The organism is Bacillus infantis (assembly GCF_050107595.1).
In the GTDB taxonomy this organism is placed as follows: Bacteria; Bacillota; Bacilli; order Bacillales; family Cytobacillaceae; genus Bacillus_AB; species Bacillus_AB infantis_C.
In genome coordinates this window covers 180,898-196,166 of record NZ_JBNILH010000010.1, presented here as the reverse complement: position 1 = coordinate 196,166, position 15,269 = coordinate 180,898, and the positions used below count along the sequence as shown (strand labels likewise).

Sequence of the window (15,269 nt, the reverse complement as noted above, 5' to 3'; positions counted from 1 at the left end):
AATCAACAGGGGCTTCGAAATTTTGTGGCAATCCTTCAATCCATATGAATGAAATGTCTCCTAAAAGGGGCTGTTGATTTCCGCTGCAGGCACTTCGCTTTCCGCGGGGCGGCGCTGAGCCTCCTCACCGCTGCGCGCCTGCGGGGTCTCAGCATTGCCGCTACTTCCCGCAGGAGTCTTCGTGCCTTCCACTGCAATCAACAGGTCTTTGTAATTTTGAGGCAGTCCTTCAATCTCTCATGAAATATCTTCCTAAATGGGGGCTGTTGATTTCCGCTGCAGGCACTTCGCTTTCCGCGGGGCTGCGCTGAGCCTCCTCACGCTTGCGCGCTGCGGGGTCTCAGCCCTGCCGCTATCTCCCGCAGGACGTTGAATCCTCTTCTTCGCAATTGCATCGCACGAGAAAAATGCGCATGCATTTTATGTGGAGTCTGCGTGCCTTCCGCTGCAATCAACAGGGCTCTATAATTTTATGGCAATTCTTCACTCCCTTTTACACTAGTCTCCCTTTAATTCAAAAAACTCCTGCCCACCACCGAGCAGGAGTTTTCATCAATCCCTCTTAAAAGGAATGACAGCAAATATCAAAATAACAGCCGCCAATCCCAGCGCTGTGTAAGATACTGCAGCATGTTCATCCCAGTTCCTGACGGCGATGCCGATGAAGGCCCAGACAAAGACGAGCGGGTATATGCGGTCGCTGTTTTTGATCCGGAATACGATGGCAAGAGCTGAAGCGACGCAGAGCATGATAATCGTCCAGGCCGCATCCGGCAGGCCGAAGCCGTCCCAGCTGATATAAACGAGATAATAGCTGAAATTGGCAACCACCGCGACGCTGACCCAGCCGAGATAAACGGAAAATGGCAGCCTGTCGAAGAATGACGGACTGGCAGCCTGGAGCCGGACGTAAAGGAAGATCAGAGTCAGCAGAAGGCCGGTCAGCAGCAGGACAGACACAAGGAAGAATTCATAATGCCAGGCAAAGATCCACGCGCTGTTCAGCAGACAGGTGAGGATAAACAACAGGCTTGTGTTTTCATAAAGCGGAAGATCCCGCCGGTCCTGTGGAAATTCCCTCAATACCCATATCCCCAGCAGTATATAAATAAGCCCCCATATTGAAAATACATAGCCGGCAGGGGTGAACATCACATCGAGCCGATCCGAGATTTCCCCGGTGGTCTGCCCATTCAAAGGAAGCGCATTTGCCAGTATATTCACGCCCACAACAAGTAAATAGAAAATAACATGCAGAAAGGCACGCAGCATCTTCATTTCTCCTCTCTCTATGGATTAAGCATGGTGCCAGGCACCAGCTGCCTATTTACCTTATTCCTCACAAGGGGAGAAGATAACCATTGGAGAGAGAGCGGATAGATGCAAAAGAATGAAAAAGCCCTCCATATCATGCTTCAGCCGGGCGTGGCCGGTCAGCTACTGCTGCATAGGGGAATGCATCTCTTAAAAAACAGGCTTGAAAAATTATTCTGACAACGGTAGAATATAGCTAACTATATCAAAGGGAGGTGGAGAAGAGATGAATAACGCTGTTTTGCTGCGCGGAGACTGGATGTCATACCTTTCGATTTGCCGTGCAATTTTTCATGAAGCTGCTGCCAACGGGACAAGTCTGTCCATTTTCAGCAACTTCATATGGAAAACAAAACGGTGAGAAACATCTCTGATCCGCTTATTTATGAACGGGCAAAAGGGGAGCTTCTTATGAATGCTCCCCTTTTTTTGGCTTCGTCCTGCTTTCAGGACGGGTCTGTCATAAAAGCAGGGCCATGGGTAAATTTTTCCCATGGCTTTTTATTATGCCAAAAAACAATTATTATCTGGAGGAAATGAACATGATCGCATGCAGCGGAAATGATATAGCAAAAATGTATGGAGGCACAACCATCTTTGAGGAAGTGGCTTTTGAGATTCATGAAGGTGACCGTGTGGGCCTTGTAGGGAGGAATGGAAGCGGCAAGACGACTTTATTCAAGCTGCTGGCTGGCGCCGAGACGCCTGATAAAGGCCAGGTCCATTGGAAAAAAGGCACGAGGATTGGTTATCTCTTGCAGGTTCCTGAATATCCTGAGCATTTTTCAGGCAGGGATGTACTCCTTCAGGCATTTAAGGAACTGACGGTGGTTGAGAGGAAGATGAAAGAGTGCGAGCAGGCAATGGCCGAGGAAAAAGATGCCAGCAGGCTGGAGCGGTATATCGCAGAATATGGCGTGCTTCAGGAGCAATTTTCCCATGGCGGAGGCTATGAAATGGAGGCAAGTCTGGCCAGGGTGGCAGCAGGCCTTAAGATCGAGGATTTGCTGAACAAAAGCTTTTCGTCCTTGAGCGGCGGGGAAAAAACAAAAGTCTCACTCGGCTTCACCCTGCTGCAAAATCCGGATTTCCTCCTGCTCGATGAGCCGACCAACCATCTGGATATTGATGCCGTAGAGTGGCTGGGAGTATTTTTAAAAGAATACGCTGGAACCGTGATTGTGGTTTCCCATGACCGCTATTTCCTGGATGAAATCGCCAGCAGGATTTTCGATCTTGAGGATGGGGAGCTCACTTCTTATCAGACAGGGTACAGCGGATTTGTAAAAGAAAAGGAAGAAAGGCTTTTGCGGGAATTTCAGCAGTACGAAGAGCAGCAGAAGAAAATCAAGAAAATGAAGGAAGCAATCAAGCGCCTGCGGGAATGGGCCAACCAGGCCAACCCGCCGAATGAAGGGCTGCACAAAAGGGCGAGGAGCATGGAAAGAGCGCTTGAAAGGATGGAAAAGCTCGACCGCCCCATTCTGAACCGCAAGAAAATGAATATGGAGCTGGATTCTGCTCAGCGGAGCGGCAAGGATGTAGTGATGGTGAAAGGGGCTTCCAAGTATTTTGGCAGCCAGATGCTTTTTGAAGGAGCTGATCTCCATATCCAGTTTCAGGACAGGACAGCGATTGTCGGCAGCAATGGCAGCGGCAAGTCAACACTGCTGAAAATGATCCTCGGCGAGGTGCCGGCAGATGCCGGAGAGGTAAGGGTAGGGAGCAATGTGAAAATAGGCTATCTGTCGCAGCATATCCAGCCTGGCTCTGAGCATGAAACCGTCCTTGAAGCATTCCGGAATGAGATTTCTGTGGCGGAAGGGGAAGCCCGGAATATTCTTGCAGGCTTCCTGTTCTATGGGCATGCGGTTTTCCGCAGGGTGTCCAAATTGAGCGGCGGTGAAAAAATGCGCCTGCGCCTTGCGCAGCTGATGTACCAGGATATAAATTTTCTGATTCTGGATGAGCCGACAAACCATCTCGACATTGAATCCCGGGAAGTCCTGGAGGAGGCGCTGCAGGACTATAAGGGAACCATTCTCGCAGTCTCGCATGACCGCTATTTCCTGAATAAGCTGTTCACCAAGGTCAGCTGGATTGAAAACCGGCAGCTGCATACCTTTGCGGGAAGCTATGATTGGGCAAAAGGGAAGAAGGCAGAAAAAAGGCAGGCGCCCACTATAGAAGAAAAGCCGGCGAAAAAGAAGCCGGCAGTGCGCCAGGAAATCCAAAAAGCGGGCAAAGAAAATCCGGAGCAGACGGAAAAAGACATTGCGCTTTTAGAGAAGGAAATCTCTGCACTGGACGGCAGGCTTGAAATCGAAACGGATTTATCTGCCCTGCAAAATATGTTCAGGGAGAAAGAAGAGCTTGAACAAAGAAGAGAAGAACTGTATAGAAAACTGGAAGAATGCCTTTCCTAACAAACAGAAGCCGGATGAGGATCCGGCTTCTTCATTTTGGATCTATTAGAATATCTTCTTTTTATCACGCTCATCCTTCAGGATCTCCACGGCTTCACGGAAGCGCATGCTATGGACGATTTCCCTTTCCCTAAGGAAACGGAGGCTGTCATTGATATCCGGGTCATCAGAAATGTCGATCAGCCATTGATAGGTGGCCCGCGCCTTTTCTTCTGCCGCAATATCCTCGTACAGGTCGGCGATAGGGTCACCTTTTGCCTGTATGTAGGTGGCCGTCCAAGGGGCGCCGGCTGCATTATGATAAAAAAGCGCACTGTCGTGATTGACATAATGCTCTCCAAGGCCGGCTTCCTTCAGCTGTTCAGGAGTGGCGTCCTTGGTTAGCTTATAGATCATCGTCGCAATCATCTCAAGATGGGCGAATTCCTCTGTCCCGATGTCTGTGAGGAGTCCGATGACTTTTTCCGGAATGGTGTAGCGCTGATTCAAGTAGCGGAGGGCAGCTGCCAGTTCGCCGTCCGCCCCGCCATACTGTTCAATTAGATACTTCGCCAATGTTGGGTTGCAGGTGCTTACTTTCACTGGATATTGCAGTTTTTTCTCATAAACCCACATGAAGGATCCTCCTTATACTTGCCAGGGCCAAGGTCCCTGGCTCCATTTCCAGGTGTCGCCGGGGTTGTTGCTGACCCCGAATTGCAGGAGCGGCCCGTATTCTTTTTCATATCGCTTCTTCAGTTTTCGGGAATAGTCAGAGAACTGCTGGAACTGCTGCAGAGCCTGCCTGTCGCCGGGATGGGTATCGAGGTATAAGGTAAGCTCCACAAGCACGAAATCCGCCGCCTGGATTTCGTACATCAGCTGGTAATATTCACTGCCCATCTGTTTAGCCATGGCCGTGGATTCCTTTCTTATAGCGATTGTCGTAATAGTCATAGAGAGGCTTCCAGAGCGTTCCCCTCATCAGTGCTTCGTGGGGCGGGAATTGCTCAAGATTCGGCGGCTGAAAATGCATATATAAGTGCGGCGGTGTGCTGTAGTATTTGATTTTCAAAGGCGGACACGGATCATAGGGGCTGTGGTAGGGACTATAGGCTTTCATTGGGGTAAAATGCACTTCATTCTGATAGTTCAAGCCTTTAACCTCCTTTAGGATAAAACTCGTCATTTCATCTTATGCGGAAAATGGGAGGATATAACTGAGGAGGCTGGAGAGGCGGGCTCCTCCTTTTAAAAAAGGGAATCAATAGCGCAATCCTGCATGAGGATAATAATTCATAGACTTGTCTCATATCTTTTAAAAGTATGGCTGCCGGCCAAAGATCGAGAGACAAGGAGAATCTGAACAATGAATTCGTTTTTGAAGGGAACACTCGTGTTGGTGATTGCCTCCTTTTTGGGGGAGTGCATAGAATTTCTGGTGAATATGGTGCTGGCGCGGGAATTGGGCGAGCGGGGGCTTGGGATGTATATGTCCGTCCTTCCGACGATATTCCTTGTTATGCTGCTTGCCAGCTTTGAGCTTCCTATTTCCGTTTCCAAATTCGTTGCAGAAAAAGAAGAAAAATACCATCGGAGCATGCTGGGCCATGCCATCAGGCTGACCATCGTTTTTTCCTCGGCGCTGTTTCTTGCCGCGATGGCCATTCTGCCATTTGTCCCGGTCTTCCAGCACTTCTCTCCGCTGCTCAGATGGCTGGTCATCCTGCTGATCCCGATCATTTCTTTTTCATCGATTGCCCGCGGATTTTTTATGGGGAAGAACCAAATGGGGAAGATTGCATACACCAGCCTTGTGCGGAAGCTGTTCCAGCTGCTGCTGCTTGTTTTTCTGTATCAGCTGTTTGATTTTAATACAGAAACAGCCATGCTGGTCGGCATCTGCACGTTCATCGGCAGTGAAATCGTCATTTTCCTGTACCTGCTGCATGTATTTTTCATCCAATATCATCAATTAAAGGGGCGGCCCTCGGAAAGCCTGAAGGGGGCGGCGGTAAGGAAGAACCTGATGGCTGTGTCCATCCCGACGACGGCTCTGCGGGTATTCCACTCTATTACACATGCCATACAGCCTTTTTTGATAAAAGCAGCACTTGTGCAGGCCGGCCTCAGCCAGGAAATGGCACTCGGGCAATTTGGGATGCTGACGGGAATCGCCATGGCGATCGGCTTTTTTCCTGCTTTTATCGCCCATTCGTTTCTGATCATGCTGATCCCGGCAGTGTCCAAGGCGCAGGCGCGCAATGAAACCGGTGTGCTCATCGGGCTGCTGAAGCAGGTGATGCTGATTACCGCCATCTATGGCATTCCTGCAGCTGCTGCCATCTATTTCTTTGCTGAGCCGCTGACAGAAACGTTTTTCCATTCTAAAGATGCGGCAGTATACCTCATGCTTCTATGCCCATATTTCCTGCTCCATTATTTTGTCATTCCCATGCAGGCATATCTGATCGGACTCGGTCTGATGAAGGATGCTTTTGTCCATACTGTCTGGTCCACGATCGTTTCGTTTTCGATCATGTATTTCCTCGGCCAAAGGCTTGGGATGGACGGCATTATCATCGGCATGAATACAGGAATCATGCTGCTGACATTCATGCATTACCTCACAATCTGCAAGAAGATCGGCATCACCTTCTGGACCCTGAAGGATGACAGGGCGGAGACTCTCTAAAAGGATTTTCCGGCTGAATGGAGAATTGGTAGATGTAAAGGAGTGATGGTAATGGATCGAACGCTTAGGGGCCACCATCTATTATGTGTCCATGGTTTCCGGGGGATGGGCTACAGCCCGGGATTCGTGGAAAATATGGCAGAGATTGTGGAGGATATCCGGAATGACCGCAAGCAATTCAGAATCAAGGCAGTGGCTGATTTCGACCACGCCTGCGGGGCTTGCCCGCATAAGGGAAAGGTGATTTGCGAGGCAAGCGAGGGATCAAATGCTCATGTGCTGTCCATGGATGCAAAGGTGATTGAGCACCTGGGAATAGAGGAAAACAGGGAGTATGATAAGCATCTGCTGCTCAGCCTGACAGCTGCCAAGGTCCATCCGGATGACCTGGACTATTTATGTGAAGGCTGCTCATGGCTTCCCTATGGGGTATGTAAAGAAGGGATCTTCCTGCTGAGGGAAAAGTACAGGCTGGAGCCAACATCATAATTTTTTTGTAAAACTGTAGGGGAGGCATTCCTTTTGTGCGTTTATTAAATGAAAACGCAAATGGGGAAAGGAGAAGAAAGCATGCTGCCCCAATATCAGGAAAACAAAACCGGCCAAAGCCGTTTTGACCACCTAATCAAGGAAAACGGACTCTCTATCTATAAATATATTTATTCGCTGATCCGCCATAAAGAGCAGGCGGAAGACCTTTATCAGGAGGTTCTGATCTCTGCCTTTCTCGCTTTTCCGGCCTTCAAGGAAGAAGCCAAATTCAGAAGCTGGCTTTACAGGATTGCTATTAATAAGTGCAGGGACTTCTGGAGAAAAGAGAAAAAGGAAAAGAGATTCTGGGAGGAAGAGGCTTACAAATATTCCATGGAAGCGGAAAAAAGTCCGGAGCCTGAGGAGGAATTCCTCCATAAATCCAGCCGCGAGGAAATGGTGGAAACGATAGGCTCACTGCCTGAAATGTACCGGGACCCGCTTCTGCTGTTCTACTACCATAACCGGACATTGATGGAAATCAGCGCTGAAGTGGATGCGCCGATGTCTACTGTAAAAACGAGAATGAAAAGAGGGAAAGAAAGGCTTAAAGCCAGGCTGGGCGGTGAGTAACGGTCAGCCCTCCTTCTTGACGTCCTTGCCCTCTGTCTCATCTCCGAATATCTTTTTGATGGTCTCTTTGTCTCCGTAAACGAAGATATCGTCCCCTTCCTGTATTTCAGTGGACAGGCATTCCTTCCGGATTGTGATTTCGCCTCTCCTGACATACAGGACAACCACATCATCCTTCTCGGGATCGATGATTTCACTCAGTTTCTTTCCTGCAAACGGAGAATCCTCCAGTACGGGATATTCTAAAATGTAGTCGTCATCATCTGTCAGCAGGACATCTTTTATCGGCAGGTCCGTGAAGTCATAATGTTCTTCGGCATTATGCTTCAGCCAGTCAATCAGCTTGTTCCGCACAAAAGGCAGCTTCAATAGCAGGATAATCAGGAAAAGAACGATGATGACATATCCTACCTCTTTGGTGTAAAAATTATCGGACAGAATGCTGCTGATAGTGGAAATAATGACAGCAAGGGAAAAAGCGCCGAATAAAATCAGAAAGGCGCTGATTTTTCTCCTCAATGGATGCTCAAGAATCAGCTCGGACTCCCCTGTTGTGAATCCGGTTCCCGTCATCATGGAGATAACCTGAAAGCGGGCAATCTGCTTATCAAGCCCGGTATAGATAAATAGAAGGGCACTGATTTCAATAACCGCCAGGATAATGATGATATATGAAAAAATAAACAGATAAGCCATAATATCCCCCTAATTCCTCTTGGACAAAAATAAGCCTGAAGGATAAAAATCGCTTCAGGCCTGTTCCTTCTCGTTGTAATAATTCACAGCGTACATGGATCCTTCATCAACCATTTTATTATCCTGGACATCATACGGATCTGGATGCCCGCCTTTTTCAACCGGTACCACCCGGTGATTTTTCGCTTTGGAAGGAAGTACTTTGTTTGTCACATTCACTGTGAATGTCTGGATTCTCTTTCTGCTTTTCAACGCAAGCAGCAGGATGCTGCTGATGCCGACTCCGGCAAGGATATACGAATTCATTGGACGAGTATTCATGGTAAAAAGCTCCTCCTTTAAAAATGATTTAATTTGGCTTGCTTTACATGTACCCTTTTGAATCATACTCAAACCTGGCCCGCTGCATCAGTATTTGGAGAAACTGGTAAAACCTTTATCTGCTTCCTTGCTAAATTGGTTTAAGGAAGCCTGTGAGCAGGGAAACAGGAAAAGAAAGGCGGGGGATACCATGAAGTATAAATTGAATGACAACAAATGGACTTGGCATAATTTCCATACGATAGATGAATTATTGAGTTTAAATGAGGAACATTTTGATAAAGCCATCAAGGAGTGGAGGGACTCTTCGAGCGAAAGTGATACGAACTGCCTCCAGATGGATACACTGATACCTGGCAGGGAGCATATCCGCGGCTCGCTGATTTACCAGCAGACGCTGGAGGACCAGAAGGATTATAACTTTTTCCATTTCTTTCTTACGAGGGAATTTTTAATCACCGTGAATTTTAAATTTGATGCCATAGATTCTGTACGGGAGAATTTGCTTTTAAAGCAAATGGATGCTGCGGATAATGCTATCGAAGGTTTCTTTGTCTTTTTGGGGCAGATACTGGACTCCAATTTAACCAAAATAGATGGATATGAGAAAAAACTGAACGATCTTCTCTGGAAGGTTAAACAAAGAAACAGCCTCAGCACCTTTGAGGAAATCTATGAATCCCGCCATGAGCTTCTTGTCTGGAAAAACCTCACGGTGCCTTTCCAGGAGCTGAAAATTGCTGCTGAAGAGGCATTTGGCGATTTCGCAACTGACGGAAGACAATATCAGCGGACCGCTATGAGGACGGACCGGGCCATGATGCTGATCAGGGAATACCAGCAGGAAATCGCGACGCTTGTCCACATTGAGGAAGTCGTTTCTGCCCACAGGGGAAATGAAATCATGAAGACACTCACCGTGCTTACGACCCTTTTTACACCAATAACTGCACTCGGAGCAATCTGGGGAATGAACTTTAAGCTGATGCCGGAGCTGGAGTGGAAATGGGGTTATCTATTCGCCATCGTCCTCATGATTGCCTCCACCATCGGCATTTATCTGATTCTGCGCAGCAAAGGCTGGATGGGCGATATTCTTAAAGGGAGAAAAAAGAATTCGTTTTTTAAATAACAAGAGCCTCTCGCAGGTGTGTGGACCCTTTCAGGCAGACATGAGGAAAATGTCTGCCTGAAGGGGTTTTTTGAGTGGAGTTTTTTTAGCAGCTCCCAGGTGGCCGCACTGGAACCCCCTGAATTCCATTTTCGGGAATAGAGGGACTTGAATTGCTCGACTAGAACCCTCTGAATCCCATTTTCGAGGATAGAGGGTCTTAGTTCGCGTGACTAGAACCCTCTGAATCACATTTTGTAGGATAGAGGGTCTTAGTTGGTTTGACTAGAACCCTCTGAATTACATTTTGTAGAATAGAGGGTCTTAGTTCGCGTGACTAGAACCCTCTGAATCACATTTTGTAGGATAGAGGGTCTTAGTTGGTTTGACTAGAACCCTCTGAATTACATTTTGTAGAATAGAGGGTCTTAGTTCGCTGGACTAGAACCCTCTGAATCTCGTTTTTAAGAATAGAGGGTCTTAGTTGGCTTGACTAGGACCTTCTGAATCACATTTTCGAGAATAGAGGGTCTTAGTTGGCTTGACTAGGACCTTCTGAATCACAATTTGTAGGATAGAGGGTCTTAGTTCGCGTGACTAGAACCCTCTGAATCACAATTTGTAGGATAGAGGGTCTTAGTTGGCTCGACTAGAACCCTCTGAATCACATTTTCTAAAATAGAGAGCCTCAGATCCACACTCGAACCCTCTAAATCTCATGATCTATCATCAGAAATCCTCAGTTCACCCTGCAAAACCAAAAGTCTGCGCCAAGAGCAGCCATCTCCATATTATCGTGCAGCGGGCTGGGACTCGAGCTGCCGCAGTGCTGCGGTTATGCCCTCGCTATAAGGGGTCCTTGGAATAGGGCCAATCAGCCTTTCGTATTTCGAGCCATCCAGAATAACGGGCGTTTCGTTCAGATACATCATTTCGGCGTATTCTCTCATGAAAGGATCAAAGAGGCCGATGGACTGGATCATCCAGCCTGAAATGGGCCATAGCTTGATCGGCCTGTTGAAGTATCCAGCCAATACCGCTTCGATCTCCTTGCCGGTAATTGTGCCGGACCCTGGAATATTCCAGTCCTCGCCATATGCTTCCTCATGCAGCGCAAGCTCTGCCAGTGCTTCGGCGGCATCCTTAATATAAATAAATTCCCGGTCAAGATTAGTTTTGCCGAGAAAGCCTGCCTTGTTCTTAGCTATGGCCTTCTTGAACGTATAGTCAAGCAGGGTATTGCTTGTGTCAGGTCCATAGAAATCAGGGAAATGGGCAATGATGTAGCGGGTTCCTGACTTCCGGATCTGTTCAAGGAGCTCCAGGCGGATCTTGCCTTTTTTCGTATGCGGATTTTTAACCGCGGCTTCATTGACAGGGGATACTTGCCTGCCGTATGCATAGATATTGTCTGTGTAGATGAAAGGTTTGTTCTGGATGCGGCATTCTTCGAGGATGTTGGTCATGATGATGGAAAGGCTGCCCCAGTCCTGATAGGGGATATTAATGCTGTGAAAAACAAGATCTGCCTGGGAAACGGCCTGCTTTACCGCAGCCCTGTCCATGGCGTCGCACGTGATGATATCAGGCGCCATTCCGGAGACTCTGCGCAGCTTTTCCAGGTTTTCAAGCGATCTTGAGGCAGCAAGGACATGAAAGCCCTTGTTAAGCAGTGCTTCAGTGAGTGAATAGCCCATTCCGCCGGCAGCTCCTAATACTAATGCAGTTTTCATAATGATTCTCTCCCTTTTGGTTATTGACCAGTGTTCAATTGATGTGTTAAAAAAAGAAATGGATTCCATTTCTTTTTTATGATTTAGCTGCAGCCTCTAATCCGCCAATGATGAAGCGCGCGTGCGTGCGGGCAAGGTCTTGTGTTTCCTCAAACTCAGCCTCTGAGCGGCTGAAGTGGGTGACAAAACCGTGCAGGCTGATAAAAGCAGACCAGATTTGCTGGGCAGCAGGCGGCTTTGGAAGAAGGACGGCAATCGCTTCGGCAAAGTGCTGGTAGCTTTCATAAGGCGCTTCCTGCATATAGCAGTCCAGTTCTTCATCACGGATCAGAAACATCACTTCATAATGCTTTTGGTGGGTCAATCCGAAACGGATATAGCCGAGAAGGATCTCAAACAGCTTTTCTTCATTCGACAACCCCGTGCGGCCCATGATTTCCTTCAGCAGAGCATTTAATTTTTCAAACCCTTGCTCCGCTATGCCGTAGAAAAGCTCAGCTTTATTTTTAAAATGATAATAAAGGGCGCCATGGCTGCAGTTCAGGGCCTGGGCCACCTTCCTCATTGAGGCGGAGCTGTAGCCTTGTGCCACAAAAAGTTCTCTTGCGGCGTCCAGGATTGCTTCTTTTGTCAGCTCAGACTGTGCAGATTTTCTTGGAGACATGATGATCACCTTTGCTGAATATTTTTTATTGAACAGTGGTTAATTAAATTATATGCATTCAAAAAGGAATTTTCAACCATATTATTAAAGAGCAGCCAATTTTTAATAAAACTTCTCGCAAGAACAGGATTCCCGGGCCGCAAAAAGGGGAATCTGGTAAGATGGATACATAAGTTTATTTCTTGCAAAGGGGCATTATCATGGAAAACAAAAAATTTTGCCGGGAGTCTTTTGTTGTAAAAACGAGCATCGTGCTCCCGCCGGATACAAATAATTATGGTACTTTGTTTGGCGGAAGGCTGATGGCCTATATTGACGATGTCGCTGCTATTTCAGCTATGCGCCATGCCAGGATGAATGTGCTGACGGCTTCCACCGACTCTGTTGATTTCCTTCATCCGATCTATGAAAGCAATTCCGTCTGCCTGGAATCTTTCGTCACCTATACAGGGAGATCTTCAATGGAAATCTTCGTCAAGGTCATTGCAGAAGATCTGATTACAGGAGAGAGGAATGTATGCGCCGTCTCATTCCTGACTTTTGTTGCAATAGATGACCAGGGCAAGCCGACTGCAGTGCCGCAGGTTGTCCCTGAAACAGAAGAAGAGAAAAGCCTTAATGAGTCAGCCAAGGAGCGTCTCGAAATCCGCAAAAAGCGCCGGAAAGACAGCGAGGCGCGTGCAAACAAATACGGAGCAGACCTTCCCTGGCAGCGGGACAGGGGATGATTGTCACACAAAGGAGCAGCTAAAGAGCTGCTTCTTTTTTTGCGGAGATTAAAGCAAAAGGAAAAAGGAAAATGGTAGAATATAGGAAGATCCATATTGAGGGAGAGGATAGTAGCTTGAATAAACGGGGAATGTTAATTCTTGTTGTTCTTTTATTGGCAGCAGCGGGCGGCGGCTGGACGTATGCAAGGGGAAATATGCATGAATACGACTACACACAGGAAACCACGCAGCTAAAAAGGGAAAAGCTGCCGATGGAAATCAAGCTGCCGGAAAGAATGCCTTTCCCTGACATGAAAGTATGGGAAACCTATTCAGACGGTGTCGGCCAGGTGGATTTGACTTTTATGAATAAAAACAAAAACACTATGGAGCTTGTCATTAAAAAAGAAGAATCTGAATATGGGAAAGATATTGAACAGGAAAAGGTCAGAATCGGAGAAGGTTTGGAAGGAGTATTTATTCCAGATCATGGCGATAAGAGGATCCTGTACTGGGAGGATGATGGGGTCCACTATCAGATTACATACATTCCATTATTGACGCCGAGCGAAGTCAGCAAAACTCAGATGATTAAGATGGCAGAGTCCTTCAATTAAGATTATTTAGGGAACCGGAACCAGGAAAGCGGAGGGGTTGAATTGTCAGCTATTATAAAGGCTTCAACTGAGCATATTGAGAGTATCTTAGATTTAAGGATCCTTCTTTTAAAAGAGCTGGGTGAGCTGGCGTCGCCTGAAGATGAAGAAACAATTACCGCGGAAACAAGAGATTATCTCCAAATAGCTTTAGCTAATGGGGAGTTCATTGCTTATCTTGCTGAGAGTGATGGAAAAATGACAGCCTCCAGCGGGATTGCTATTTTTCGGAGGCCTCCTTATCCGGGGAACCCCAAGGGAGTGGAGGCATATATACTGAACATGTATACAATTCCAGAATTCCGCGGACTTGGCATTGGGAAAAGGCTTTTGCAGGAATGTTTGGATGAATGCAGGGTCAGGGGAGTGAAAAGGGTATGGCTCCATGCTTCCAAGGAGGGGGAGCCGCTCTACAGAAAAGCTGGCTTCACAGGAAATAAAGGAGAATTGGAGCTGTTCCTCTAAAAATCGAGACAATTTTGGGATAGAGACACTAATAAAAACTTCACGCAAGGCTGCTGTATGGCTTTGTGTGTTTTCTGCAGCCCCCAGAATACTGGCGGCTTTTTTTCTGCACGCAGTTAATTTTCCTCCAGCCAACTTACTTGCTTGCTCCTTAATTAGTTAAGGGGACACAATAAGATTGCTCTAGACCCACCCGATTCCTGCCTGCTATTATAGTCAAGTGCAAAAAGGAGGTCCGGGATGGAAGAACAAAAGTATAAGGATCTGAAGCTGGGGGAGCGCGGGGCAATTATAAGCATCATTGCTTACATATGTCTTTCTGTCCTGAAGCTCCTGGTAGGATATATAAGCGATTCGGCTGCCCTGAAGGCAGACGGTTTAAATAATACAACTGATATCATTGCATCTGTTGCCGTTTTGATCGGCCTGAAAATTTCGCAGCGCCCGCCTGACCAGAATCATGGCTATGGCCATTGGAAGAGTGAGACGATCGCCTCCATGGTTGCCTCGTTCATCATGGCTGCTGTCGGGCTGCAGGTGTTAATAGAAGGAGCAGCTTCCATTTTTGATGGGCGGAAGGAAACGCCGCCTGATATCATCGCGGCCTATACAGGCATTTTTTCAGCTGCTGCCATGTACTTTGTGTACCGTTATAATAAATGGCTGGCTGATAAGATTAAAAGCAAAGCCGTCATGGCTGCAGCAAAGGATAATTTATCGGATGCCTGGGTGAGTATTGGAACGGCTGCCGGGATCTTTGGTTCGCAGTTGAGCATGCCATGGCTTGATACCGTAACAGCCATCATTGTCGGGCTGCTGATCTGCAAGACCGCCTGGGATATATTCATACAGGCCTCACATGATCTTTCTGATGGATTTGATGAAAATCTGCTCCTCAAATACAGCGACGAAATTCTGAAGGTGCCCGGCGTTAAGGGTGTTAAAGCAATCAAGGGAAGGAACTACGGCAATAATGAAGTATTGGATGTAGTCATTCTGGTCAATTCAACACTTGATATCAGGGAAGCACATGATATTGCCACACATGTGGAAAAAGCGCTGATGAAGGATCACGGGGTTTATGATGTCCATGTTCATGTGGAGCCTAATTGATGGGAGAAGGGGGCAGTTTGGACTGTCTCTTTTTTCGTATAAAAGGTAAAATAAGAAAATTGAAAAAGGAGGTACGGAAAATCTTCCGCATCTCCTTTTAGTGTTGAAAAGTCAAAAATTTTAAAGAGGAAGTAAATCTTTGTGATGGGAAATCACCAAAAAAAGTTCAAAGACCTGTTGATTGGAGTGCAAGGCACGCAGACTCCTGCGGGAGATAGCGGAAGAGTTGAGACCCCACAGGAGCTTGCTCCGAGGAGGCTCAACTCCGCCCCGCGGAAAGCG

General features: G+C 47.2%; 18 protein-coding genes. 10 read left to right on the top strand and 8 right to left on the bottom strand.

The window, feature by feature from the left end; genetic code table 11:
• Positions 1-552 precede the first annotated feature (552 nt).
• A complete protein-coding gene (locus ACQCVH_RS20120) occupies positions 553-1,272 on the bottom strand; it encodes a tryptophan-rich sensory protein (RefSeq protein ID WP_426837370.1) in 720 nt (239 codons plus the stop codon).
• A 268-nt stretch (positions 1,273-1,540) separates the two neighbouring features.
• On the opposite strand from ACQCVH_RS20120, the gene ACQCVH_RS20115 reads away from it, so the two are divergent.
• Together ACQCVH_RS20115 and abc-f are read left to right on the top strand one after the other, a co-directional pair.
• Positions 1,541-1,675, top strand: coding sequence for an RAxF-45 family protein (locus ACQCVH_RS20115; protein WP_426837369.1), 135 nt, complete (start codon positions 1,541-1,543; stop codon positions 1,673-1,675).
• Positions 1,676-1,856: 181 nt separating this feature from the next.
• A complete protein-coding gene (gene abc-f, locus ACQCVH_RS20110) occupies positions 1,857-3,740 on the top strand; it encodes a ribosomal protection-like ABC-F family protein (protein WP_426837368.1) in 1,884 nt (627 codons plus the stop codon).
• 45 nt (positions 3,741-3,785) lie between these two features.
• Here abc-f and cotJC read toward each other — a convergent pair whose 3' ends face one another.
• The 3 genes from cotJC to ACQCVH_RS20095 are packed head-to-tail and all read right to left on the bottom strand — an operon-like array spanning position 3,786 to position 4,842.
• Positions 3,786-4,355 carry a spore coat protein CotJC gene (cotJC, locus tag ACQCVH_RS20105; protein WP_426837367.1) on the bottom strand — a complete coding sequence of 190 codons (570 nt, stop codon included), beginning with the start codon at positions 4,353-4,355 and terminating at the stop codon, positions 3,786-3,788.
• Positions 4,356-4,367: 12 nt separating this feature from the next.
• Entirely contained in the window at positions 4,368-4,634 is a 267-nt protein-coding gene (locus ACQCVH_RS20100; protein ID WP_257989569.1) for a spore coat protein CotJB, read from the bottom strand.
• The gene (locus ACQCVH_RS20095) at positions 4,627-4,842 is read right to left on the bottom strand and encodes a spore coat associated protein CotJA (protein WP_426837378.1); all 216 of its coding nucleotides are present in this window, start codon (positions 4,840-4,842) and stop codon (positions 4,627-4,629) included. Before ACQCVH_RS20095 ends, ACQCVH_RS20100 begins: the two co-directional genes overlap by 8 nt.
• A gap of 246 nt (positions 4,843-5,088) precedes the next feature.
• Between ACQCVH_RS20095 and ACQCVH_RS20090 the strand changes: the two genes are divergently transcribed.
• The 3 genes from ACQCVH_RS20090 to ACQCVH_RS20080 all read left to right on the top strand — a co-directional run bounded on the left by ACQCVH_RS20090 (position 5,089) and on the right by ACQCVH_RS20080 (position 7,518).
• Positions 5,089-6,414 (top strand): polysaccharide biosynthesis protein, encoded by a 1,326-nt coding sequence (locus ACQCVH_RS20090; protein WP_426837365.1) that lies wholly within the window; start codon positions 5,089-5,091, stop codon positions 6,412-6,414.
• A gap of 51 nt (positions 6,415-6,465) precedes the next feature.
• On the top strand, positions 6,466-6,903 hold the full coding sequence (locus tag ACQCVH_RS20085; protein WP_426837364.1) for a DUF1284 domain-containing protein: 438 nt from the start codon (positions 6,466-6,468) through the stop codon (positions 6,901-6,903).
• A gap of 81 nt (positions 6,904-6,984) precedes the next feature.
• A complete protein-coding gene (locus ACQCVH_RS20080) occupies positions 6,985-7,518 on the top strand; it encodes an RNA polymerase sigma factor (RefSeq protein WP_426837363.1) in 534 nt (177 codons plus the stop codon).
• A 3-nt stretch (positions 7,519-7,521) separates the two neighbouring features.
• Here the strand turns inward: ACQCVH_RS20080 and ACQCVH_RS20075 are convergent, their stop codons facing one another.
• Entirely contained in the window at positions 7,522-8,214 is a 693-nt protein-coding gene (locus ACQCVH_RS20075; RefSeq protein ID WP_426837362.1) for a TrkA C-terminal domain-containing protein, read from the bottom strand.
• A 54-nt stretch (positions 8,215-8,268) separates the two neighbouring features.
• The gene (locus tag ACQCVH_RS20070) at positions 8,269-8,535 is read right to left on the bottom strand and encodes a hypothetical protein (protein ID WP_426837361.1); all 267 of its coding nucleotides are present in this window, start codon (positions 8,533-8,535) and stop codon (positions 8,269-8,271) included.
• A gap of 190 nt (positions 8,536-8,725) precedes the next feature.
• Here ACQCVH_RS20070 and ACQCVH_RS20065 point away from each other — a divergent pair, with 190 nt between their 5' ends.
• Positions 8,726-9,667, top strand: coding sequence for a magnesium transporter CorA family protein (locus ACQCVH_RS20065; RefSeq protein WP_426837360.1), 942 nt, complete (start codon positions 8,726-8,728; stop codon positions 9,665-9,667).
• 770 nt (positions 9,668-10,437) lie between these two features.
• Here ACQCVH_RS20065 and ACQCVH_RS20060 read toward each other — a convergent pair.
• Complete coding sequence (locus ACQCVH_RS20060; protein ID WP_426837359.1) at positions 10,438-11,379, bottom strand: SDR family NAD(P)-dependent oxidoreductase; 942 nt, start codon at positions 11,377-11,379, stop codon at positions 10,438-10,440.
• 76 nt (positions 11,380-11,455) lie between these two features.
• A complete protein-coding gene (locus ACQCVH_RS20055; protein ID WP_426837357.1) occupies positions 11,456-12,043 on the bottom strand; it encodes a TetR/AcrR family transcriptional regulator in 588 nt (195 codons plus the stop codon).
• Between the two features lie 200 nt (positions 12,044-12,243).
• Between ACQCVH_RS20055 and ACQCVH_RS20050 the strand changes: the two genes are divergently transcribed.
• From ACQCVH_RS20050 to ACQCVH_RS20035, 4 genes are all read left to right on the top strand, one after another.
• Positions 12,244-12,771: an acyl-CoA thioesterase gene (locus ACQCVH_RS20050; protein WP_257989578.1), complete on the top strand. Its 528-nt coding sequence runs from the start codon at positions 12,244-12,246 to the stop codon at positions 12,769-12,771.
• Positions 12,772-12,842: 71 nt separating this feature from the next.
• The gene (locus ACQCVH_RS20045; protein WP_426837356.1) at positions 12,843-13,370 is read left to right on the top strand and encodes a DUF4367 domain-containing protein; all 528 of its coding nucleotides are present in this window, start codon (positions 12,843-12,845) and stop codon (positions 13,368-13,370) included.
• A gap of 42 nt (positions 13,371-13,412) precedes the next feature.
• Entirely contained in the window at positions 13,413-13,874 is a 462-nt protein-coding gene (locus tag ACQCVH_RS20040; RefSeq protein ID WP_426837355.1) for a GNAT family N-acetyltransferase, read from the top strand.
• Positions 13,875-14,114: 240 nt separating this feature from the next.
• Positions 14,115-14,987: a cation diffusion facilitator family transporter gene (locus ACQCVH_RS20035; protein WP_426837354.1), complete on the top strand. Its 873-nt coding sequence runs from the start codon at positions 14,115-14,117 to the stop codon at positions 14,985-14,987.
• Positions 14,988-15,269 lie beyond the last annotated feature (282 nt).